The 19,492-nt window shown below is 68.8% G+C and carries 26 protein-coding genes and 1 tRNA gene; 10 read left to right on the forward strand and 17 right to left on the reverse strand.

Annotation, left to right across the window (positions count from 1 at the left end):
- Nucleotides 1-14 precede the first annotated feature (14 nt).
- A complete protein-coding gene (locus tag VF592_RS13290) occupies nt 15-1,697 on the forward strand; it encodes a M1 family metallopeptidase (protein WP_331006109.1) in 1,683 nt (560 codons plus the stop codon).
- On the opposite strand, the gene VF592_RS13295 is transcribed toward VF592_RS13290, so the two are convergent.
- The 7 genes from VF592_RS13295 to VF592_RS13325 all read right to left on the reverse strand — a co-directional run bounded on the left by VF592_RS13295 (nt 1,694) and on the right by VF592_RS13325 (nt 7,380).
- Entirely contained in the window at nt 1,694-2,152 is a 459-nt protein-coding gene (locus tag VF592_RS13295) for a DUF2243 domain-containing protein (protein WP_331006110.1), read from the reverse strand. The two genes, VF592_RS13290 and VF592_RS13295, sit on opposite strands and share 4 nt — an antisense overlap.
- Complete coding sequence (locus tag VF592_RS13300; protein WP_331006111.1) at nt 2,142-2,423, reverse strand: hypothetical protein; 282 nt, start codon at nt 2,421-2,423, stop codon at nt 2,142-2,144. Before VF592_RS13300 ends, VF592_RS13295 begins: the two co-directional genes overlap by 11 nt.
- 45 nt (nt 2,424-2,468) lie before the next feature.
- Nucleotides 2,469-3,734 (reverse strand): ATP-dependent Clp protease ATP-binding subunit ClpX, encoded by a 1,266-nt coding sequence (gene clpX / locus VF592_RS13305; protein WP_331006112.1) that lies wholly within the window; start codon nt 3,732-3,734, stop codon nt 2,469-2,471.
- Nucleotides 3,735-3,859: 125 nt separating this feature from the next.
- Nucleotides 3,860-4,549, reverse strand: a complete 690-nt coding sequence (clpP, locus tag VF592_RS13310) for an ATP-dependent Clp endopeptidase proteolytic subunit ClpP (RefSeq protein ID WP_331006113.1) — start codon at nt 4,547-4,549, stop codon at nt 3,860-3,862.
- A gap of 57 nt (nt 4,550-4,606) precedes the next feature.
- Nucleotides 4,607-5,539, reverse strand: coding sequence for a glycosyltransferase family 2 protein (locus VF592_RS13315; protein ID WP_331006114.1), 933 nt, complete (start codon nt 5,537-5,539; stop codon nt 4,607-4,609).
- Between the two features lie 54 nt (nt 5,540-5,593).
- Nucleotides 5,594-7,234, reverse strand: coding sequence for a trigger factor (gene tig, locus VF592_RS13320; protein ID WP_331006115.1), 1,641 nt, complete (start codon nt 7,232-7,234; stop codon nt 5,594-5,596).
- Nucleotides 7,235-7,295: 61 nt separating this feature from the next.
- Nucleotides 7,296-7,380 (reverse strand) — tRNA-Leu (locus VF592_RS13325).
- A 127-nt stretch (nt 7,381-7,507) separates the two neighbouring features.
- Between VF592_RS13325 and VF592_RS13330 the strand changes: the two genes are divergently transcribed.
- The 3 genes from VF592_RS13330 to VF592_RS13340 are packed head-to-tail and all read left to right on the forward strand — an operon-like array spanning nt 7,508 to nt 8,230.
- Nucleotides 7,508-7,669, forward strand: a complete 162-nt coding sequence (locus VF592_RS13330) for a hypothetical protein (protein WP_331006116.1) — start codon at nt 7,508-7,510, stop codon at nt 7,667-7,669.
- Between the two features lie 10 nt (nt 7,670-7,679).
- Nucleotides 7,680-7,973 (forward strand): hypothetical protein, encoded by a 294-nt coding sequence (locus VF592_RS13335; RefSeq protein ID WP_331006117.1) that lies wholly within the window; start codon nt 7,680-7,682, stop codon nt 7,971-7,973.
- Nucleotides 7,974-7,990: 17 nt separating this feature from the next.
- Complete coding sequence (locus VF592_RS13340) at nt 7,991-8,230, forward strand: hypothetical protein (protein ID WP_331006118.1); 240 nt, start codon at nt 7,991-7,993, stop codon at nt 8,228-8,230.
- A gap of 6 nt (nt 8,231-8,236) precedes the next feature.
- Here VF592_RS13340 and VF592_RS13345 read toward each other — a convergent pair whose 3' ends face one another.
- From VF592_RS13345 to gatC, 7 genes are all read right to left on the reverse strand, one after another.
- Nucleotides 8,237-9,061 carry a hypothetical protein gene (locus tag VF592_RS13345; RefSeq protein ID WP_331006119.1) on the reverse strand — a complete coding sequence of 275 codons (825 nt, stop codon included), beginning with the start codon at nt 9,059-9,061 and terminating at the stop codon, nt 8,237-8,239.
- Nucleotides 9,058-9,549 (reverse strand): hypothetical protein, encoded by a 492-nt coding sequence (locus VF592_RS13350; protein WP_331006120.1) that lies wholly within the window; start codon nt 9,547-9,549, stop codon nt 9,058-9,060. Before VF592_RS13350 ends, VF592_RS13345 begins: the two co-directional genes overlap by 4 nt.
- A gap of 67 nt (nt 9,550-9,616) precedes the next feature.
- Nucleotides 9,617-11,089, reverse strand: coding sequence for an Asp-tRNA(Asn)/Glu-tRNA(Gln) amidotransferase subunit GatB (gene gatB / locus VF592_RS13355; protein WP_331006121.1), 1,473 nt, complete (start codon nt 11,087-11,089; stop codon nt 9,617-9,619).
- Nucleotides 11,086-11,496 (reverse strand): type II toxin-antitoxin system VapC family toxin, encoded by a 411-nt coding sequence (locus tag VF592_RS13360; RefSeq protein ID WP_331006122.1) that lies wholly within the window; start codon nt 11,494-11,496, stop codon nt 11,086-11,088. The genes gatB and VF592_RS13360 overlap by 4 nt, the downstream gene beginning before the upstream one ends.
- A complete protein-coding gene (locus tag VF592_RS13365; RefSeq protein ID WP_331006123.1) occupies nt 11,493-11,792 on the reverse strand; it encodes an AbrB/MazE/SpoVT family DNA-binding domain-containing protein in 300 nt (99 codons plus the stop codon). The genes VF592_RS13360 and VF592_RS13365 overlap by 4 nt, the downstream gene beginning before the upstream one ends.
- A gap of 32 nt (nt 11,793-11,824) precedes the next feature.
- Nucleotides 11,825-13,309: an Asp-tRNA(Asn)/Glu-tRNA(Gln) amidotransferase subunit GatA gene (gene gatA, locus VF592_RS13370; protein ID WP_331006124.1), complete on the reverse strand. Its 1,485-nt coding sequence runs from the start codon at nt 13,307-13,309 to the stop codon at nt 11,825-11,827.
- Nucleotides 13,309-13,596, reverse strand: coding sequence for an Asp-tRNA(Asn)/Glu-tRNA(Gln) amidotransferase subunit GatC (gene gatC / locus VF592_RS13375; RefSeq protein ID WP_331006125.1), 288 nt, complete (start codon nt 13,594-13,596; stop codon nt 13,309-13,311). Before gatC ends, gatA begins: the two co-directional genes overlap by 1 nt.
- Nucleotides 13,597-13,664: 68 nt before the next feature.
- On the opposite strand from gatC, the gene VF592_RS13380 reads away from it, so the two are divergent.
- The gene (locus VF592_RS13380) at nt 13,665-14,783 is read left to right on the forward strand and encodes a DUF3089 domain-containing protein (protein ID WP_331006126.1); all 1,119 of its coding nucleotides are present in this window, start codon (nt 13,665-13,667) and stop codon (nt 14,781-14,783) included.
- A complete protein-coding gene (gene ruvX, locus VF592_RS13385) occupies nt 14,780-15,238 on the forward strand; it encodes a Holliday junction resolvase RuvX (protein WP_331006127.1) in 459 nt (152 codons plus the stop codon). The genes VF592_RS13380 and ruvX overlap by 4 nt, the downstream gene beginning before the upstream one ends.
- A 5-nt stretch (nt 15,239-15,243) precedes the next feature.
- On the opposite strand, the gene VF592_RS13390 is transcribed toward ruvX, so the two are convergent.
- Nucleotides 15,244-15,915 (reverse strand): TonB family protein, encoded by a 672-nt coding sequence (locus VF592_RS13390; RefSeq protein WP_331006128.1) that lies wholly within the window; start codon nt 15,913-15,915, stop codon nt 15,244-15,246.
- 162 nt (nt 15,916-16,077) lie between these two features.
- On the opposite strand from VF592_RS13390, the gene VF592_RS13395 reads away from it, so the two are divergent.
- Complete coding sequence (locus VF592_RS13395) at nt 16,078-17,502, forward strand: aldehyde dehydrogenase family protein (RefSeq protein ID WP_331006129.1); 1,425 nt, start codon at nt 16,078-16,080, stop codon at nt 17,500-17,502.
- A 245-nt stretch (nt 17,503-17,747) separates the two neighbouring features.
- Here VF592_RS13395 and VF592_RS13400 read toward each other — a convergent pair whose 3' ends face one another.
- Entirely contained in the window at nt 17,748-17,960 is a 213-nt protein-coding gene (locus tag VF592_RS13400) for a hypothetical protein (RefSeq protein WP_331006130.1), read from the reverse strand.
- A gap of 147 nt (nt 17,961-18,107) precedes the next feature.
- On the opposite strand from VF592_RS13400, the gene VF592_RS13405 reads away from it, so the two are divergent.
- Entirely contained in the window at nt 18,108-18,278 is a 171-nt protein-coding gene (locus VF592_RS13405) for a hypothetical protein (protein ID WP_331006131.1), read from the forward strand.
- A 16-nt stretch (nt 18,279-18,294) separates the two neighbouring features.
- Here VF592_RS13405 and VF592_RS13410 read toward each other — a convergent pair whose 3' ends face one another.
- Nucleotides 18,295-18,915, reverse strand: a complete 621-nt coding sequence (locus tag VF592_RS13410) for a S24 family peptidase (RefSeq protein ID WP_331006132.1) — start codon at nt 18,913-18,915, stop codon at nt 18,295-18,297.
- A gap of 86 nt (nt 18,916-19,001) precedes the next feature.
- On the opposite strand from VF592_RS13410, the gene VF592_RS13415 reads away from it, so the two are divergent.
- On the forward strand, nt 19,002-19,178 hold the full coding sequence (locus tag VF592_RS13415; protein WP_331006133.1) for a hypothetical protein: 177 nt from the start codon (nt 19,002-19,004) through the stop codon (nt 19,176-19,178).
- Entirely contained in the window at nt 19,175-19,471 is a 297-nt protein-coding gene (locus tag VF592_RS13420; RefSeq protein WP_331006134.1) for a hypothetical protein, read from the forward strand. Before VF592_RS13415 ends, VF592_RS13420 begins: the two co-directional genes overlap by 4 nt.
- Nucleotides 19,472-19,492 lie beyond the last annotated feature (21 nt).

Genomic DNA, 19,492 nt, shown 5'->3' on the forward strand with positions numbered 1-19,492 from the left:
GCGACATGCGCGTCATGACGCCGTTCATCCTCCCGCTCGCCCTGCTCGCCGCCGACATCCTGCCCGGAAAGGGCGAGCCGCAGCTGACCGAACGGACCAAGCGGTCGGGTGGCGCGGTCGACCCCGAACAGGCCAAGCTGCGCTTCGACGAGGCCGATCTCGCGATCGAGCTGCTGCCCGCGACGCGGGCGCTGGCGGGGGTGGCGACATTGCGCTTCACCGCGCGGGCGGAATTGCGGGAATTGCGCATCGACCTCGACCGCAACCTGCCCGTCGGCGCGGTCGCGATCGACGGGGTGCCGCTCGCCCCCGGTGGCTGGTCGAATCCGGACGGGCGGTTGCGCATCACCCTCCCTCGCCCGATCGCGGCGGGACGCGCCTTCACGGCCCGGATCACCTATGGAGGCACCCCGCACATCGCGGTGCGCGCGCCGTGGGACGACGGGGTGGTCTGGTCGACCGCCGCCAAGGGCGAGACCTGGTTCGCGACCACCGCGCAGGGTTACGGGTGCGACCTGTTCTGGCCGTGCCTCGACTTCCCGACCGCCGAGCCGTCGGTCGTCACGCTCCGCATCACCGTCCCGGTCGGGCTCAAGGCACCGTCTAACGGCAGGCTGCTCGGCGTCGATCGGCTGGCGGACGGGCGGACACGGTGGAACTGGCGTGTCAGCAACCCCAACACCTATGGCGTAGCGCTCAACGTCGGGCCCTATGAGGAGTTGAGCGCGCCGTATCGGAGCCGCTACGGCAACGCGGTCCCCCTGCATTTCTGGCACCTTCCCGCGCGCGCGGCGCAGGCGCGCGGGCTGTTCGCCGAGTTCGCACCGACGCTCGACTTCTTCGAGGCGGTGATCGGCCCCTACCCCTTCGCGGACGAGAAATTGGGCGTGGTCGAGACGCCGCATCTCGGCATGGAGCACCAGACGATCAACGCTTACGGCAACGAGTATAAAAAGGCGACGGAGGGCTTCGACTGGCTGTTCCATCACGAACTCAGCCACGAATGGTTCGCCAATCAGCTGACCGCGGCGGACTGGGACGATTTCTGGCTGCACGAGGGGTTCGCCACCTATATGCAGCCGCTCTACGGCCGCTGGCGCGAAGGCGAGGCCCGCTATGCCGCGATGATGGACCTTCAGCGCCCGCGCATCCTGAACGACGCGCCGATCGTCAGCGGGCAAGTCCGCACCTCGGAGGAGGTGTACGAGCCGAGCAAGGGCGGGCCGGGGAGCGACATCTACTTCAAGGCGTCGTGGATGCTCCACACGCTCCGCAATCTGATCGGCGACAAGGCGTTCTTCGAGGCGACGCGGCGGCTGGTCTATGGCCGCCCCGATCCGAAGCCCGGCAACTTCCGCCCGCGCTTCGGCACCACGCGCGAATTCGAGGGGTATGTCCGCGACGCGACCGGGCGCGATCTCGGCTGGTTCTTCGACATGTATCTGCGCCAGGCCAAGCTGCCCGAACTGGTGCAACGGCGCGAGGGCGGAAGGCTGCTGCTCGAATGGCGCGTGCCGGGCGCTGGTCCCTTCCCCATGCCGGTCGAGGTGCAGGTCGGCGACCGACTGGAGCGCGTCGCGATGACCGCTGGCCGGGGCAGCCTCGCCGTGCCCGAGGGCGCGCACATCGTGATCGACCCGCACGCCCGGATCCTGCGTCGGTCGGCGGCGGTCGAGGCGATGCGGGGGCGCCCCTAATCCTTCGTCCGCCGCGTCAGCATCCACCCGGTCGCGGCGAGGGCGACGCCCGACGCCAGGAACACCCAGTCCCACACCGACGGCCCGAGCCGCTCGACGACATGGTGCAGCCCGAGCAGGTGATGGTCGATCACTCCCTCGATCAGGTTGAACAACCCCCAGCCGAGCAGCAGCGCGCCGCCGAACACGCGGCCGGGCACCCCCGCGCTTACGCCCCGCGCGCGCCAGAGAAGGCCGATGCCGAGCGCGGTCATGCCCCACACGAACGCGTGGAACAGGCCGTCCCACACCATGTTCACCTTCGCCCCGACCAGCGTGTCGGGCGAGATGCGTGCGGAGAGCATGTTGTGGATCTGGAGGATCTGGTGAAACAGGACGCCGTCCACGAACCCGCCCATGCCGATGCCGATCGCGACCCCCGCGCGCACCACCGCGCGGCACGGATCAGCGGTCACGATGCGCTCCGGGCACCAGCCAGACCGCCGCCAGAAGAGCCGGCACCGGAGCGAACGCCAGCATGGCGTTTGTGAGCAGGTCCGGCCCGAACAGTGCCGCGCGCACCCGCTCGGCCGTGTCGCTGTGACACAAGGTGCAGGCCAAGGCCGCGCCAGGCGTAAGCAGCATCGCGCAGGCGAGGAACAGGCGAGCGATCATCGTCGGTGGACGCGCGGCGCTCGCGGCGGTTCCATCCGTCCGGTCGGCCCCTGACGCGAGAAGGGCGGACATAGCCTACGCCATGCCCGCCCCGATCGGCGTCACATCAGCGCCGGATCACGCCGCGTCGCCGGTCTTCTTCTTTTCGGCATAAACGCGGATCGGCTCTTTGCGGCCCTCGATCACGTCCTTGTCGATCATCACCTCGTCGACGCCGTTCATGCCGGGCAGGTCGAACATCGTGTCCAGCAGGATCGACTCCAGGATCGACCGCAATCCGCGGGCGCCCGTCTTGCGCTCGATGCCCTTCTTGGCGACCGTCACCAGCGCGTCGTCGGTGAAGCCGAGCTCGACATCCTCCATCTCGAACAGCTTCTGATACTGCTTGACCAGCGCGTTCTTGGGCTGGGTCAGGATTTTGACCAGCGCGTCGACGTCGAGGTCCTCCAGCGTCGCGATCACCGGCAGGCGGCCGACGAACTCGGGGATCAGGCCGAATTTCAGCAGATCTTCCGGCTCGGTCGAGCGGAGCACCTCGCCGGTGCGCTTCTCCTCGGGCGACGCCACATAGGCGCCGAAGCCGATCGACTTGCCCTGCAGCCGGTCGCCGATGATCTTCTCGAGACCCGAAAACGCGCCCCCGCAGATGAACAGGATGTTGGTCGTGTCGACCTGCAGGAATTCCTGCTGCGGATGCTTGCGCCCGCCCTGCGGCGGCACGGAGGCGGTGGTGCCCTCCATCAGCTTGAGCAAAGCCTGCTGGACGCCCTCGCCCGACACGTCGCGGGTGATGGACGGATTCTCGGCCTTGCGGCTGATCTTGTCGATCTCGTCGATGTACACGATGCCGCGCTGCGCCCGTTCGACATTATAGTCGCTGGCCTGAAGCAGCTTCAGGATGATGTTCTCGACATCCTCGCCGACATAGCCCGCCTCGGTCAGCGTCGTCGCGTCCGCCATGGTGAAGGGCACGTCGAGGATGCGGGCCAGCGTCTGCGCGAGCAGCGTCTTGCCGCAGCCGGTCGGCCCGACGAGCAGGATGTTCGACTTGCTGAGTTCGACATCGGCACCCTTGGCGCCGTGGTTGAGCCGCTTGTAATGGTTGTGCACCGCCACCGACAATACGCGCTTGGCGCGCTTCTGCCCGATCACATAATCGTCCAGGACGTCGCAGATTTCCTGCGGCGTCGGCACCCCGCCATCCTTCTTGGACACGAGCGACGACTTGGTCTCCTCGCGGATGATGTCGTTGCACAGCTCCACGCACTCGTCGCAGATGAACACGGTGGGACCCGCGATCAGCTTGCGCACCTCGTGCTGCGACTTGCCGCAAAAGGAGCAATAAAGGGTGCTCTTCGAGTCGCCGCCGCTCAGCTTGGTCATTCAATCACCTCTGGCGCGTCGGGGGAAACGCGCTTCACATACGGGGAGGGCAATGTAACGCTCCTCCCCAGCCACACAAACGAAATACGCCGCTTCTCTGGGATGAGAGGTCTTAAAGACCCGGTTCAGCTCGTGGTTCCCATGTCCTCGGTCGGCGCGGGGCGCTTGTCGAACACCTCGTCGATCAGCCCGAACGCCTTGGCCTCGTCCGCCTGGAGGAAGGTGTCGCGGTCCATACGACGCTCGATCTCCTCGATCGGCTGGCCGGTATATTGGGCGTAGAGCTCGTTCATCCGTGCCCGGATGCGCAGGATCTCGCGCGCCTGGATTTCGATATCCGACGCCATGCCCTGGGCGCCGCCGCTGGGCTGGTGGATCATGATCCGCGAATTAGTCAGCGCGACGCGCATCCCCTTCTCGCCCGACGCGAGCAGGAAGCTGCCCATCGACGCGGCCTGGCCGATGCACACCGTGCCGACGCGCGGGCGGATATATTGCATCGTGTCGTGGATCGCCATGCCCGCCGTCACCACGCCGCCGGGCGAGTTGATGTACATGAAGATGTCCTTTTTCGGATTCTCCGATTCCAGGAACAACAGCTGGGCGGTGATGAGCGAGGCCATGCCGTCCTCGACCCCGCCCGTCACGAACACGATCCGCTCGCGCAACAAGCGCGAGAAGATGTCGAACGAGCGCTCGCCCCGGTTCGACTGCTCGATGACGATAGGCACGAGCCCGGCCTGGGTCCGCGCCAGGCCGAGGCCGGCGGACGCCAACGGGCTCGCGAAATCACCGGTCTCGAACGGATTGTGCATGGAAAAACTCTCTGAAGCGCGGGAAGGCCCCATACATCGCGCGGGCGGTCAGGGAGTTCAAGCCCCGCGACCGGGCGCCGGATAGGTCAGATAGGCCAGCCGGCGCACCTCGCGCCGCCCGCGCACCACCGTGTCGAGGATCAGACCCGCGAACAGGTTGAGCGCGGCGAGGATCGTCAGGCCGGTCACCAGGATGGCGGTGGGGAAACGCGGCACCAGCCCCGTCTGGGCATAGGTGACGCCGAGCGGGATGGCGAGCACGACCGCCAGCGCCATCAGCAGCAGCCCGACGGCGCCGAAGAACCATAGGGGCCGCTCGATACGGTACAGCGTAGCGATCGTCCGAAGGATACGCCAGCCGTCGCGCCAGGTGCTGAGCTTGGACGTCGACCCCTCGGGCCGCGCAAAATAGGGCGTCTCGATCTCGGCGCAGGGCATTTTAAGTTCGAGCGCATGCACGCTGATCTCCGTCTCGATCTCGAACCCCGCCGACAGCGAGGGAAAACTCTTCACGAAGCGGCGCGAGAAGACGCGATAGCCCGACAGGATGTCGGTGAAGCTGCGCCCGAACAGCCGGGCCAGCATCCCCGTCAACAGCGCGTTGCCGAGCCGGTGACCGCGGCGATAGGCCGCCGCCGCCTCACCGATGCGGCTGCCGACGATCATGTCGAGCTGTTCGTCGAGCAGGCTCGCCACCAGCCGGGGGGCCGATGCCGCGTCATAGGTCGCGTCGCCATCGGCCATGACGTATACATCGGCATCGATATCGGCGAACATCCGCCGCACCACCGCACCCTTGCCCTGGAGGCGTTCGCACCGCACGACCGCGCCGGCGCCCCGCGCGATCTCCATCGTGCGATCGCGGCTGTTATTGTCGTAGACGTAGATCGTCGCGCCCGGCAGCGCCGCACGAAAGCCGGCCACCGTCTGCGCGATCGCCGCCTCCTCGTTATAGCAGGGCAGCAGCACGGCGATACGCGGTTCGGTCATGCTGCCCCCTTCTCCTCTCCCCGCCCACCTAATGGCGGGCGGGGAAAGGAAGCGTTACGCTTCGGCCGTCTTGGGCTTGCGCGGGGCGCGGGGCTTCTTGGCGGCGGGCGCGTCCGCAGCGGTCGTGCCCTCGGCCGCTTCCGCGGCGACCGGGCTCGACTCGAGCAGCTGCGTCTCCGCCTCGACCGGTGCACCCTTTTTGGCGCGCGGCTTCCTGGCCGGCTTGGCGGGCTGCTCGGTCGCCTCGGGAGCGGCCTCTTCATAGGCGGTCACGATCTCGGTGCCGTGGTCGTGCCCGTGATCATGGCCATGATCGTGTCCGTGATCGTCGTCGTGATGATGGACATGCGTGCCCGTCGCGAAGCCGTCCTCGCTCTCGATCGCGGCTTCAAGCTCCTCGCGGGTCGCTTCGCGGTCGGTGATCTCGGCGCGCTCGAACAGGAAATCGACGACCTTGTCCTCGTACAGCGGCGCGCGCAGTTGGGCGGCCGCCATCGGCTCCTGCTGAACATATTGGATGAAGCGTTGGCGATCCTCCGGCCCATATTGCTGGGCGGCCTGGGCGATCAGGCGATTCATCTCTTGGGCGGTGATCTCCACGCCGTTCGCCTGGCCGATCTCGGACAGGAGCAGCCCCAGGCGCACGCGGCGCTCGGCGATGCGGCGATAATCCTCGCGCTCGGACTCCATCTCCGCGCGCGCGGCCTCGGGGTCGGCCTCGTGCGTGGTCTCATGCTCCAGCTGGCGCCAGATCTGGTCGAACTCGGCGTCGACCATCGACGGCGGCACCTCGAAATCATGCCCCTCGGCGAGCTGGTCGAGCAGCTTGCGCTTCATATGGGTGCGCGTGAGCCCGTTATGCTCCTGTTCGATCTGTCCGCGCACCAGTCCACGCAGCTGCTCCAGGCTCTCTAAGCCCAGATTCTTGGCGAGGTCCTCGTCGATCGCGCTCTCGCCCGCGGTCTGCACCGACTTGATGACGAGGTCGAAGGTCGCGTCCTTGCCGGCCAGTTCCTTGGCCTGGTAATCGGCCGGGAAGGTCACGCTGATCCGGCGCTCCTCGCCCGCCTTGGCGCCGACCACCTGGTCCTCGAAGCCGGGAATGAGCCGGCCCGCGCCGATCTCCACGCCCATGTCGGTGCCCGTGCCGCCCTCGAAGGCGACGCCATCCATGGTCTTGCCGACGAAATCGACCGTGACCAGGTCGCCCTGCTCGGCCGCCTTGTCGCCGGCATCGTCCCATTTCTTTTGGCCGTCGGCGAATTTCGCGAGCTGCGCGTCGATCGCCTCGTCGGGGACGGCGACCGTCAGCCGCTCCAGCTTTATCCCATCGATCGCGGGTGCGGGCACCTGGGGCAGCACCTCCAGCGAGACGGTGACCTCGGCGTCCTGACCGGGCTGATAGCCCTCGCCCAGTTCGACGGAGGGCTGCATGGCCGGGCGGAGCTGCTTTTCGGTGAGCAGCGCCTGGACGCCGTCCTGGACCGAGCCCTGGAGCGCGTCCTGCATCAGTGCGGGGCCATGCATCTTGCGGACGAGATTGGCGGGCACCTTGCCGGGGCGAAAGCCGGGCATCTTCATCTGCGGCGCCATGCGCTTCAGCTCGGCATCGACGCGCGCGTCGATGTCCTTGGCCGTGATGGTCAGGCGATAGGCGCGGCGGAGCCCCTCGTTCAACGTCTCGACAGTCTGCATCTCGGGCCTTCTGATTGCGTGTGAACCGTTCGGGGATCGTTCCCGCTTCGCCGGGCGGGACTGGTGCGGGCGAAGGGACTCGAACCCCCACATCTTGCGATACTTGGACCTAAACCAAGCGCGTCTACCAGTTCCGCCACGCCCGCATCGTTGGACCCGCCGTAGCGCGCGGCCCTATACCAACGCGGGCCCGGTCGGCAAGCGCCGCGGACGCGTGGCCGAGGCAACCCCGCGGCGCGGCGCGCGTTGAAGGGGGACAAGGAGCATCACGCCATGGCTACCCAGCCCCCGCCCGAATCGCCGACCCCCTCCCCGCAGCCGGTCCAGCCGATCGCCCCGCCGCCGGAATTCACCACGCCCGGCCCCGACTACGACCAGCCCTCGCCCGGGATTCCGGCAGGCGACCCCGGCACCGCGCAGCCGCCCGAAGTCTGAGGAGCACCCCATGACCACCCGCGACGACACCAGCCCCGACCTGTTCGCCGGGATCGGCACTGGCTCCGGCGAGGGCACGGCCCAACCCGGCGGCGACCCCGGCGAGCCGCTCCCCGGCTCCGAACCCGACCCGGGCGACATGGACCCGCTGGAGGACGGCGGCGCGGCCCCGGGCGGCGACGCGCCCCTCGGGGCCGCCGCGTCGAGCATCGTCGGCCACCGCGATACCGGCGACACGGGCGATATCGGCTCGACCGACGGCATGACCGCCAGCACCGGCGGACTCGCCGGCACCAGCCGCTGACCGATCGAGGAATTCCCATGACCGACACCGAACGCAACCCCGACAACCTTCCCGATGCCGATCCGCACCCGGACAGCATCGCTGGCACGGACAGGGACGACCGCTCCGACATCGAACAGATCGTCCGATCCCGCTCCGACGCGGTCGACCGTGGCGAAGGCGGCGTGGAGCCCGGACCGATGACTTCGCCCGGCGACTATTCCGGCGTCAGCGGCGATGGCGGCGTGGTCAAGAACCAGGACCTGACGCAGCAATAGCCGCGCTCAGCCGGCGGGTTTGGCGGGGGTCCCCTTCGCGGCGTCCGCCTTCTCGACGGGCGGCCTGGTCCTGAGTTCGTCGCCCGCCTTGACCAGCGCCACCGCTCGCGCGCCGTCGCCCGGCACCGGATCCTCCAGGTTGGCCGCGCGGGCGAGGAGCAGACCGCCGGCATAGCCGAAACGCGTGACGCCCCGGTTCAGGAAACGCGCATCGGGCACCAATGCGGCGCGGGTCAGCGGCTTGCCCGCCAGTTCCGCCGGCACCCGGTCCGCCTCCGTAGCCGCGCGGACGAGCATCTGGTCGTTCACCAGATATCCGCGCTCGCTTGTGATATCCGCCGACACGGGATGCCGGTTCAGCGTGGCGTCCGTCGCGCTTCCATCGTCACGCGCGGTCAGGACCGTGCCGATATCGGTGATCTCGCCCGGCCTGACCGCGAAGCGATAGCTGCCCAGACAGAAGCAGGTGGTGGCGGTGCCATGGATAACCCAATCGCCCGGTGTCAGCGACACCAGGAAACTGCTGTTGTCCAGGCCGGGGGCGAACGGGCGATCGCCGATCGCGACGCTCGCATCTTCGCCCTTGGGAACCGGGTTGGGATCCTTCTTCTTGGCGAAACGGATATCGCCGCGCGCCACGTCGTAACGCCAGAGATGGACTTCGGCGGCCTTGCCCTTCTTGCCCTGGGTCGGCCCGAGCCGGACGAGCACATAGCCGAGCTTCGGATCGAGCGAGACGGGGCCCGGCTTGATCCGCTTGGCCGCGTGGACGGGCGCGGCGAGGGGAACGGCCGCGACGAGCAGCGCGGCGAGAAGACGTGCGATGCTCATGCGTCGAGCCTTTCGGTCGCGGGCACCGGGCCCGTGGCGAACGCGACCAGCCGGTCGAGGGCGCCGTCGCCGCGCATCAACTCGTTCCAGGCGGGCTCCGCGACGCGGTAGCGCGCATAGCCGTAAAGCGACATGCATTTGCGCAGGCCGGCGTCGCGCATCCGGCGCGTCTCCACACCCTGGGTGATGCCGTTGATGATCCCGCCGACCAGCGCGCCGATCAGCCCGGCGCCGGCCCCGGCATTCTGTTGGACGCGTCCGGCCATGCCGCTGGTCTGGGCGATGCAATATTCGATGTCGGTCCGAACCACCGTCGGGTCGGCACCGGCCTTGTTGAACCAGAAGAATTTGCTGGGATCGTCGTCCCGCTCCGGCGTCTTGGCCTGCCCCGTGCCCGGCACGGGCCCTGCGGCCTGTCCTCCCGCCTGCGCGGGCGCGGCGCCCATGCACAACGCGGCCGCGAGCAGCGGCCAACCCCCTCTCGTCATCCTGCGATCCCCCTCGAACCGACTCCCAAGCCGATCTCGACGACGAGGCTAAACGCAGCTAACGCGTTCAGGCAAGCGCCTTTTTCAGCAGCTCGTTGACGACGCCGGGATTGGCCTTGCCGCCCATCGCCTTCATCGTCTGGCCGACGAAGAAGCCGAACAACTTGTCCTTGCCCGACCGGTATTCGGCGACCTTCGCCTCGTTCCCCGCCATGACCTCGGCGATCACCGCTTCGATCGCGCCGGTGTCGCTCGTCTGCTTCAGCCCGCGCTCCTCCACCACGGCGCCCGCGTCCTGGCGGGTCTCGAGCATCACCTCGAACACCTGCTTCGCCAAGCTGCCCGATAAGGTGCCGTCCGCGATCAGCCCGAGCAGTTCGGCGGCCTGGACGGGCGATACCGGACTGTTCTCGATGTCGAGCCCCAGCCTGTTGAGCGCGCCGAACAGCTCGCCCGCGACCCAGTTCGCCGCCGCCCTGGGCTCGGCGCCCGCATCCAGCAGCGCGTCGAACCAGCGCGCGGTCTCGACCTCGGCGGTCAGCACGCCGGCGTTATAGGGCGGCACCCCTGCCGCCTCGTACCGCCTGCGCTTGGCGTCCGGGAGCTCGGGCAGCGACGCACGGCACTCGTCCAGAAACGCCTGGTCGAGTTCGAGGGGCAACAGATCGGGATCGGGAAAGTAGCGATAATCATGCGCGTCCTCCTTGGAGCGCATCGACCGCGTCTCGTTGCGGTCGGGATCATAAAGGCGGGTCTCCTGGACGATCGCGCCGCCCTCCTCCAGCACGTCGACCTGGCGCCTGGCTTCCTGCTCGACCACCGCCATGACGAAGCGCACCGAGTTGACGTTCTTGGTTTCGGTGCGCGTGCCCAAAGGCTCGCCCTTCTTGCGCACGCTGACATTGACGTCGGCGCGCATAGAGCCCTCCTCCATGTTGCCGTCGCACGACCCGACATAGCGCAGGATCGCGCGCAGCTTGCGCAGATAGGCGCCGGCCTCGGCCGGCGACGCCATGTCGGGTCGTGACACGATCTCCATCAGCGCGACGCCCGAGCGGTTGAGGTCGACATAGGAGCGCGTCGGATGCTGGTCGTGCATCAGCTTGCCCGCATCCTGCTCGACATGGATGCGCTCCACGCCGATGCGCTTGCTCGCGCCGTCCGGGTCCTTGTCGTCGAGCGCGATGTCGATCGCGCCCTCGCCGACCAACGGGTGATAGAGCTGGCTGATCTGATAGCCCTGCGGCAGGTCGGCGTAGAAATAATTCTTGCGGTCGAAACGCGACCAGCGGTTGATCCGCGCGTCGATCGCCATGCCCGTCCGTACCGCCTGGCGGATGCATTCGCGGTTGGGCACCGGCAACATGCCGGGCATCGCCGCGTCGACCAGCGACACCTGGGTGTTCGGCTCCGCGCCGAACGCGGTCGCCGCGCCCGAGAAGAGCTTGGCGTTGGAGGTGACCTGGGCGTGGACCTCCAGGCCGATCACCACCTCCCACTCGCCGGTGGCGCCCTGGATGCGATAGCTGGTGTCGGTCATGGATGCGTCTCGGGCGTGATGAGGGACAGTTCGGGGAAATAGCTTGCGAAGCGTTGCCGGTCACGGGTGAGCAGCGTTGCCCCGAGGATGCTCGAATGCCCGCCGATCAGGAAGTCGGCCAGTATGGCCGCGCGAGTACCGCCCGCCCTGCGGTAGGCGCGATGGGCGAGACCCGCCCGGTAGGCGGCCGATGCGTCGATATCCCGGTGGACCGCGCCCAACTCCCGCATATACGCCATTTGCGTCGCCACCGATGCGAAACGGTCAGCGGTTTCGGCGAGCACCACCGCATTCACGATCATCATCCGGTCAAGACGTAGGCGCGCAAGTGTGGACTGCGACCACTCGGACCATTCGCCTTCATCTTGGATGAGATCGATGACGATATTGCTGTCGAGTAGAATCACACGTCGTCTGGATGTGGAGTCGGAACCGGTTCTCGTATTTCGGCCATATACTCGTCGGTGGACTGACCGGTCCTAAGGTGGCGCCATTTGTGGGCCAGCGCTTTAAGACGCAGCAACTCCGCCTCGAACGCGGCCTCGTGGTCCAGCGCGACATTGCGCGGCTTGCGGATCACCACCTCGTCGCCGCCTGCCCAATTCACCTCGACTGGCTGGTTAGGCTTCATGCCCAAGGCGTCACGAACGTCCTTGGGGATCGTGACCTGTCCCTTGACGGTCATGTTGGTCAGCTTGCCCATGAACCGGTATTACTCACCACGGTAAAACCTGTCTACCACCACGCCGCCGGCCGCGCCCGGAACCCCGCCCGCTCCTCGATCGCCAGCCCCGCGTTCAGCACGCCCTGCTCGTCGAGCGCGCGGCCGATGATCTGGAGGCCGAGCGGCAGGCCCTGCTTGTCCAGCCCGCCGGGCACGGACATGGCGGGCAACCCCGCCAGGCTCGACGGTACGGTGAACACGTCGTTGAGGTACATGGCGATCGGGTCGGCCGATTTCTCGCCCAGCGCGAAGGCGGCCGAGGGAGCGGTCGGGGTCAGGAGCACGTCGCAGCGCTCGAACGCCTGGTCGAAGTCGCGCGCGATCAGCGCGCGGACCTTCTGCGCCTGGGTGTAATAGGCGTCGTAGAAGCCGGCCGACAGCACATAGGTGCCGATCATGATGCGCCGCTTGACCTCCGCGCCGAAACCGTCGGCGCGCGTCGCCGCGTACATGTCCTGGAGCCCCGCGCCCTCGGGCAGGTCGCGCAGGCCGTAGCGGACGCCGTCATAGCGGGCGAGGTTGGACGACGCCTCGGCGGGGGCGATGATGTAATAGGCGGGAAGCGCATATTTCGTGTGCGGGAGCGACACCTCGACGATCTCGGCGCCCGCATCGCGCAGCCAGCCGATGCCGGCCTGCCACAAGGCCTCGATCTCCTCGGGCATCCCGTCGACGCGGTACTCCCTGGGAATACCCACGCGCTTGCCCGCCATGCTCGCGGACAGCCCCGCCTCCCAGCGCGGCACGTCGAGCCGGAGCGAGGTCGCGTCCTTGGCGTCGTAGCCGCTCATCGCCTCCAGCAGGATGGCGCAATCGCGCACGTCCGCCGCCATCGGGCCCGCCTGGTCGAGCGACGAGGCAAAGGCGATCGTGCCCCAGCGCGAGCAGCGGCCATAGGTCGGCTTGATTCCGGCGATGCCGGTGAAGGCGGCGGGCTGGCGGATCGAGCCGCCGGTGTCGGTGCCGGTCGCGCCGGGACAGAGCCGCGCCGCGACCGCCGTGGACGACCCGCCCGACGATCCGCCGGGTGCCAGCGGCGCGTTCCCGCCGTCGGAGCGCCGCCAGGGCGAGATCACGTCGCCGAACGCACTGGTTTCGTTCGACGAGCCCATCGCGAACTGGTCCATGTTCAGCTTGCCGAGCATCCCCGCGCCCGCGTCCCATAGGTTGCGCGTCACGCTGGATTCGTAGGGCGGGACGAAGCCTTCGAGGATGTGGCTGGCGGCGGTGGTCGCTACGCCCTCCGTGCAGAACAGGTCCTTGATGCCCAGCGGCACCCCCGCGAGCGGGCGCAGGGTATCGCCCGCCGCGCGCGCGGCGTCGGCGGCCTTGGCGGCGGCGACCGCATGATCGGGCGTCTCGACCAGGAACGCGTTGAGCGGCTTGGCCCGGCTCACCTTGACGATGAACGCGTCCGCCACCTCGCGCGCCGAGAAACGCCCCAGGCGGATACCGTCGCGCAAGGCGGCGACGCCCAGATCGGTGAGGTCGCTCATCAATCGATCACCTTGGGCACGGTGAAGAAGCCATGCTCCGCCTGAGGGGCGTTGGCGAGCACCGCGTCGCGCACGCCGCCATCGGTCACCACGTCGTCGCGCAGGCGTAGCGAGTTGGCGATCACCGCCGTCATCGGCTCGACGCCGCTCGTGTCGACCTCGCCCAATTGCTCGATCCAGCCCAGGATGTTGTTGAGTTCGGGCACGAGCCTGGCCGCGTCCTCGTCGGTGATCGCGATGCGGGCGAGCTTGGCCACGCGTTTCACGGTTGCTTGGTCGACTGACATGGCGCGGCGGCTACCGCGCGGGTGGCGGCGTTGCAAGCGCGGGCGCGTTCGGGCACGGGGCCCGGCTTATGGCCCGCAAGTTCCTGTACGTCGTGGCGACCCTGATCGTGCTCGCGATCGCGAGCGCCTTCGCCTACCGCCTGTTCGGCAACGACATCATCCGTGCCGCGCTCGTCCCCGGCGGGGCGTTCCGGGCGCAGCCGGGCATGGAAGCGCGCGCCTATGCCGACCCGAAGATGTGGGTCGCCCGCCCGGACCTGCCCGGCAATCCCGCGCTCTGGCTTCCGCCCGGATACTCGATGCCCGCTTCCCGTCCGCGCGCGAGCATGTTCTTCATCCACCCCACCTCCTACGTCTCACGCGACGCGTGGAACGGCACGGTCGCGGGCGACGCGGAGACGAACTTCCGCACGAACGTGTTCGTGCGCGGCCAGGCGAGCGCGTTCAACGCGGTCGCCGACATCTACGCACCGCGCTATCGCCAGGCGACCTTCGGCGCCTTCCTGACGAGCGAGGCGGACGCGCAGCGCGCGCTCGCGCTGGCGTACCGGGACGTGGCTGCAGCGTTCGACGCGTTCCTCGCCCAGGTCGCGCCCGATCGCCCGATCATCCTGGCCGGCCACAGCCAGGGCGCGCTTCACCTGACTACCTTGCTGCGCGAGAAGGTCGCGACCGATCCCGCGCTACGCCGTCGGGTCGTCGCCGCTTATGTCGTCGGCTGGCCGGTCTCGCGCACCACCGACCTGACCGCGCTCGGCCTGCCCGAATGCCGCGCCGCCGCGCAGGCGGGGTGCGTCCTGTCCTGGCAGAGCTTCGGCGAGCCCGCCGATCCGTCGCTGGTGGTCGACACCTATGACGCGACGACGGGCTTCGACGGCCGGTCGCGTCGCGGCACGCCGATGGTGTGCACCAATCCCCTGACGGGCACGCCCGATGCCGCCGCCCCCGTCACGGCCAATCTCGGAACGCTGGTGCCCTCCACGGACCTGAGCACCGCCAGTCTCGTCCCGAACGCGGTGCCCGCCCGTTGCGACCGCGCGCGCGGCGTCCTGCTCATCGGCGACCCGCCCGAGGTCGGGCAGTATGTCCTCCCGGGCAACAACTACCACGTATATGATTACAGCCTGTTCTGGTCGAACGTCCGAGCCGATGCCGCGCGGCGGCTGGCGGCGTTCGAGGCCCGATGATCACGACGGACCGCTACACCTATCGCGAGGCCCTGCCGGGCGGCGGGCGGCTGCTCGGGCTCGACGTCGGCACGAAAACGATAGGGACCGCCTTTTGCGACGCCGGGTGGAGCTTCGCCAGCCCGGCCCTGCTGATCCGGCGCACCAAGTTCCAGCAGGACAAGGCCGCGCTGGTCGGCCTGATGCGCGGCCAGTCGGTCGCCGGGCTCGTGATCGGCCTGCCGATCAACCTCGACGGCAGCGAAAGCCCCCGCTCGCAATCCACCCGCGCCTTCGCCCGCAATGTCGAGGATCTCGGCCCGGTGCTGCTGTGGGACGAGCGCTGGTCGACCCAGGCGGTGACCCGCACCCTGCTGGAACAGGATGCGAGCCGTGCGCGGCGGGCCGAGCTCGTCGACAAGATGGCCGCCGCCTATATCCTCCAGGGAGCGATCGACGCGCTGACCTCGGGCTAGCGCCGCTATTCCAGCGCCCAGCGGACGTTGCGTAGCGCCGTGGTGGAGGTGGTCGGCGCCCCGCTCGCGTCGCGCGCGGGCTCGAACCGGCCGTTGCGCGTCGCCAGGCGGCAGGTCGCGTTGTCGAGATCGGTGTTGCCGCTCGAGGAGGTGACGCGGCAAGCGGTCACGCGCCCGTCGGTGCCGACATCGACCGACACGCTGACCCGCCCCTCCGCGCCCGCCCGCCGCGCGGCCGGCGGATAACTGTCCTGCGGGAACCACCCGCCCTGGTCGCCGCGCGGCCGCAGCGCACGCGCCAGGTCGACGCTGGGCGGCGGCACCGGAGGCTGGGGCGGCGCGACGACATCCCGGACCGGCGGCTGCGGCGGATAGATGATGGTGGAGGTCGTCAGGTCGATCGGGCTCGGCGTCGGTATCTCGGGCACGGGTACGTTGATCGGCGTATTGATGGTCTCGCGCGGCTGCTCCCGCTCGGTGCGCGGCTGCGGCGGTGGCGGTTCGACGGGCTCGGGCGGAACCTCGATGGGTATGTTCTTCGTGATCAACGGCGGATCGACCGGCTCGAAGATCGTCACCGCCAACCCGGACAGCAACGCGGCGCCGAGCGCGGCGTGGACGAGGACGACGGAGCCGATCGCGACGCCAAGATTCTGCTTCTGGTCTGCATATGCCATGGCATCTCTCCTGCTCATGCCCGGTCGACTTGGCCGATCCGAGTGACAGGTATGTTACGTTGTACCATCTTTCTGTCAAGTGTCGCCCGATCACGTTTCCCGTTGCAACCCACCCCGGCCGGTCGCAAAGCTCGCGCCAACGACGAAAGCTGGAGAGCGGTGATGAAGAGCTACCCCGATCATTATATCGACGGCCGCTGGGTCGCCTCCGACGGCGGCCGCACCTATCAGGTGATCGACCCCTCGACCGAGCAGCCCGTGACCGAGATCACGCTGGGCAGCCCCGCCGATGCCGACCGGGCCGTCACCGCGGCCCGGCGCGCGTTCGAGACATGGTCGCAATCGACCGTCGCCGATCGCCAGGCGCTGCTGGGTCGCATCATCGAGGAATATAAGAAGCGGCTGCCTGACCTCGCCAAGGCGATGAGCCAGGAGATGGGGGCTCCCATGGGCCTCGCCACCGCCGCCCAGGCGCCGACGGGGCTCGGCCATTTCGCGGCGACGCTCAAGGCCCTGTCCGAATTCAAGTTCGAGGAGCAGGTCGGCCGCGCCAAGGTCGTCCACGAGCCGTTGGGCGTGGTCGCGATGATCACACCCTGGAACTGGCCGCTCAACCAGATCTGCGCCAAGGTCGCCCCCGCGCTCGCGGCCGGCGACACGATGGTCCTGAAGCCGTCGGAGGAAGCGCCGAGCTGCGCGATCATCCTGGCGGAGATCATGGACGCGGCGGGCGTGCCGCCGGGCGTGTTCAACCTGGTCAACGGCGACGGCCCCGGCGTCGGGGCGACGCTGTCGGCGCACCCGGACGTCGACATGGTGAGCTTCACCGGCTCCACCCGCGCCGGCATCGCCGTCGCGCAGGCCGCCGCCGCCACCGTCAAGCGCGTCCATCAGGAACTGGGCGGCAAGGCCGCGAACCTGGTGCTCCAAGGCGCCGACCTGGCGGCCGTGCTGCCCGGCACCGTCACGGGCGTTCTCGCCAATTCGGGGCAGAGCTGCATCGCCCCGACCCGCCTCCTCGTCCACCAAAGTCAGGTGACCGAGGCGACCCAGTTCATCAAGGGCATGATGGAGCAGACCCCCGTCGGCGATCCGGCGAAGCTGGGCCAGCATATCGGCCCCGTCGTCAACAAGGCGCAGTTCGACAAGATCCAGGGGCTGATCCAGTCCGCGATCGAGGAGGGCGCGACGCTCGTCACCGGCGGCGTCGGCCGCCCCGACGGGCGCGATGTCGGCTATTATATCCGCCCCACCCTGTTCGCCGATGTCCGTCCCGACATGCGCATCGCGCAGGAGGAGGTGTTCGGCCCCGTCGCGACGATCACCAGCTATGCGGACGAGGCCGAGGCGGTCCGCATCGCCAACGACACGCCCTACGGCCTGTCCGCCACCATCTCGGGCGACCCGGCCAGGGCGGCGGAGGTCGCGCCGAAGCTCCGCGCCGGGCTGGTCACGATCAACTCTTGGAGCCCCGACATCGCGGCGCCCTTCGGCGGCTACAAGCAGTCGGGCAATGGCCGCGAAAATGGTCGCTACGGCCTGACCGACTTCATGGAGGTAAAGACGGTGGTCGGCCTGCCGGCGTGATCGGGTTGTTCGCGCTGGCCGCCGTTCAGGCGGCCGCTCCTGCGTTGATGCGGGGCATGGCGCGGCGGCGGTCGCCCTGTTCGACCGCGCCCGGCGACCGGCCATTGGGGACGTGATCGGCTGAAACCATCATGTCAACGGCAGCATCGCTTTTCCGCGGTGACGGCGGCGATCGTACAAGGCCGCCGATCGTTGCCCCGATCCGACCTGCTGCGGCGCCACAGCCGGTCGGACGGATAACGAGGTCAGTGCACCATCCCGACCGGCCGCTCCGCGGCCAGCAAATCGATCAGCCGCTCGATCTGCCGCCAGTGGCAGAAGCGGACGCTGTTGCCGACATCGCGGCTCCGCTCGGCGCGCTCGGCGGCCTGGGCCCCGGCCTCCGATCCGAAGGTGGCGATGAGGTGATCCGCGTCGGCGAGCGCGCGGGCGTCGGTGATATGGGGCAAGATCGGCATCGCCGGTTCCTTCGCACGTCCCATGCCCGATCGGCGGAAACGCCGCGCGCCGCGGGTCGCGACGGTAAATGCCCGCTCCACCGCTGTTCCGACCGTCCCGCGCCGGGCCGGCTGGCGTCCCGCGACGGGACGTGGCAGGAGCGGCGCATGGCCCGTTCCCGTCCTTCCGCCGCCGGTGGCGTCCTGATCGCGATCGGCGCGATCGTCGGTACGGCGGTCGGCGTTGCTCGCCAGCAACCGACGCTCGGGCTGATCATCGGCATCGCCACCGGGGCGGCGCTCGCGGTCGCGATCTGGCTGCGCGACCGGGCGCGCTGACCCGAACTCCGTTCGCCTAACGCGGCGCCCCCATCCGCCAGACGACGCGTCCCACCACCTCTATCTCGCCGGCCGGGACCGGCGCGGCGGCCGGATTGTCGCTGGTGGCGACCAGCTTCTTCCGGCCCGCCGCCACGCGCTTGACCATCACCGCGCCGTCCACCCGGATCACATAGACGCGCGCGCTCGCGATCGGCGTCCGGTCGGCCGTGTCGACGATCAACTGGTCGCCGTCATACAGTCCGGGCTCCATCGAATCCCCGCGCGCCGTGATCAGCCCCGCCATGCCGGGCCTCAGTCGCAGCGCGCGCGCCAGCCGCGCGTCCACCCCATCGATCCCCAACACCAGCTCGCCATCGGCATAGGCCCCCGGCCCCGCCGACGCCTGGACGTCCAGCCGGGGTAGCGCGAACGGCGCATCGGTCTTCGCCGGTCCACCCAGCGCCGCCTCCGATACGCCCAGCATCGCCGCGAGCGTCCGCCGATCGGCTTCGGCCAGCACGCGCGGGCTGCCCCGCGTCACATATTGCTGGAGATAGGCCGCATTGCGCCGGATCGCGCCCGACAAGGTCGACAGGCTCAGCCCCGCCGATGCCGCCGCCCGCATGAGCGCGGTTCTGGGATCGTCGTCGATCATCCCCGCCCGTTACCTCTAGGAAATATCCTAGACAAGTTGGATTCTGCAGAACAGATCATGAACAGTATCGAGCAAGGAGTCGCGGGATGTCGCTTTTGGCGGAGATCAACCTTTACTGTCGGCGGACGAACATGCCGCCCACCCGGTTCGGGCGGCTGTCGGTCAACGACCCGCGCCTCGTCGGCGACCTGGCGCGCGGGCGTTGTCCCGGCCGGTCGATCGAGTCGCGCGTGAAGCGGTTCATCGAACGGAACGGCACTTGACCGCCCGACCGAAGCGCGACGCCGCGGCCCTGTTCGGGCGCGCGCTGAAAGCCCATGTGCAGGGCCTGGGGCACGCGATCACGCTCGCCGACATCCGCGCGAGACCTTGGGCGAGCGCGACGTTCGAGGGTGAGCGGGTCGAACTATCCGCGCAGGGCGCCGATCCGGCCTGGACCGCGTCGCTGGGCGAGGCCGGCCTGGACGTACGGGGCTATCTGGTGGCCGACCTCGTCGCGCGACCGATGAACGCGGCGACGGTACGGGTCGAGGCGCTGCTGATCCGCGACGCCTGACCAGCGGACACGGCTCGGCGA

It is taken from the genome of Sphingomonas sp. (assembly GCF_036388435.1).
Taxonomy (GTDB): domain Bacteria; phylum Pseudomonadota; class Alphaproteobacteria; order Sphingomonadales; family Sphingomonadaceae; genus Sphingomonas.

Excerpts from the sequence above, each read along its gene's own strand:
- VF592_RS13290 (WP_331006109.1), top strand. The coding sequence starts at position 15 with ATGACGCCGTTCATCCTCCCGCTCGCCCTGCTCGCCGCCGACATCCTG.
- VF592_RS13300 (WP_331006111.1), bottom strand. The coding sequence starts at position 2,423 with ATGTCCGCCCTTCTCGCGTCAGGGGCCGACCGGACGGATGGAACCGCC.
- clpX (WP_331006112.1), bottom strand. The coding sequence starts at position 3,734 with ATGACCAAGCTGAGCGGCGGCGACTCGAAGAGCACCCTTTATTGCTCC.
- clpP (WP_331006113.1), bottom strand. The coding sequence starts at position 4,549 with ATGCACAATCCGTTCGAGACCGGTGATTTCGCGAGCCCGTTGGCGTCC.
- VF592_RS13315 (WP_331006114.1), bottom strand. The coding sequence starts at position 5,539 with ATGACCGAACCGCGTATCGCCGTGCTGCTGCCCTGCTATAACGAGGAG.
- tig (WP_331006115.1), bottom strand. The coding sequence starts at position 7,234 with ATGCAGACTGTCGAGACGTTGAACGAGGGGCTCCGCCGCGCCTATCGC.
- VF592_RS13330 (WP_331006116.1), top strand. The coding sequence starts at position 7,508 with ATGGCTACCCAGCCCCCGCCCGAATCGCCGACCCCCTCCCCGCAGCCG.
- VF592_RS13335 (WP_331006117.1), top strand. The coding sequence starts at position 7,680 with ATGACCACCCGCGACGACACCAGCCCCGACCTGTTCGCCGGGATCGGC.
- VF592_RS13340 (WP_331006118.1), top strand. The coding sequence starts at position 7,991 with ATGACCGACACCGAACGCAACCCCGACAACCTTCCCGATGCCGATCCG.
- VF592_RS13345 (WP_331006119.1), bottom strand. The coding sequence starts at position 9,061 with ATGAGCATCGCACGTCTTCTCGCCGCGCTGCTCGTCGCGGCCGTTCCC.
- VF592_RS13350 (WP_331006120.1), bottom strand. The coding sequence starts at position 9,549 with ATGACGAGAGGGGGTTGGCCGCTGCTCGCGGCCGCGTTGTGCATGGGC.
- gatB (WP_331006121.1), bottom strand. The coding sequence starts at position 11,089 with ATGACCGACACCAGCTATCGCATCCAGGGCGCCACCGGCGAGTGGGAG.
- VF592_RS13365 (WP_331006123.1), bottom strand. The coding sequence starts at position 11,792 with ATGGGCAAGCTGACCAACATGACCGTCAAGGGACAGGTCACGATCCCC.
- gatA (WP_331006124.1), bottom strand. The coding sequence starts at position 13,309 with ATGAGCGACCTCACCGATCTGGGCGTCGCCGCCTTGCGCGACGGTATC.
- gatC (WP_331006125.1), bottom strand. The coding sequence starts at position 13,596 with ATGTCAGTCGACCAAGCAACCGTGAAACGCGTGGCCAAGCTCGCCCGC.
- VF592_RS13380 (WP_331006126.1), top strand. The coding sequence starts at position 13,665 with ATGGCCCGCAAGTTCCTGTACGTCGTGGCGACCCTGATCGTGCTCGCG.
- ruvX (WP_331006127.1), top strand. The coding sequence starts at position 14,780 with ATGATCACGACGGACCGCTACACCTATCGCGAGGCCCTGCCGGGCGGC.
- VF592_RS13390 (WP_331006128.1), bottom strand. The coding sequence starts at position 15,915 with ATGGCATATGCAGACCAGAAGCAGAATCTTGGCGTCGCGATCGGCTCC.
- VF592_RS13395 (WP_331006129.1), top strand. The coding sequence starts at position 16,078 with ATGAAGAGCTACCCCGATCATTATATCGACGGCCGCTGGGTCGCCTCC.
- VF592_RS13400 (WP_331006130.1), bottom strand. The coding sequence starts at position 17,960 with ATGCCGATCTTGCCCCATATCACCGACGCCCGCGCGCTCGCCGACGCG.
- VF592_RS13405 (WP_331006131.1), top strand. The coding sequence starts at position 18,108 with ATGGCCCGTTCCCGTCCTTCCGCCGCCGGTGGCGTCCTGATCGCGATC.
- VF592_RS13410 (WP_331006132.1), bottom strand. The coding sequence starts at position 18,915 with ATGATCGACGACGATCCCAGAACCGCGCTCATGCGGGCGGCGGCATCG.
- VF592_RS13415 (WP_331006133.1), top strand. The coding sequence starts at position 19,002 with ATGTCGCTTTTGGCGGAGATCAACCTTTACTGTCGGCGGACGAACATG.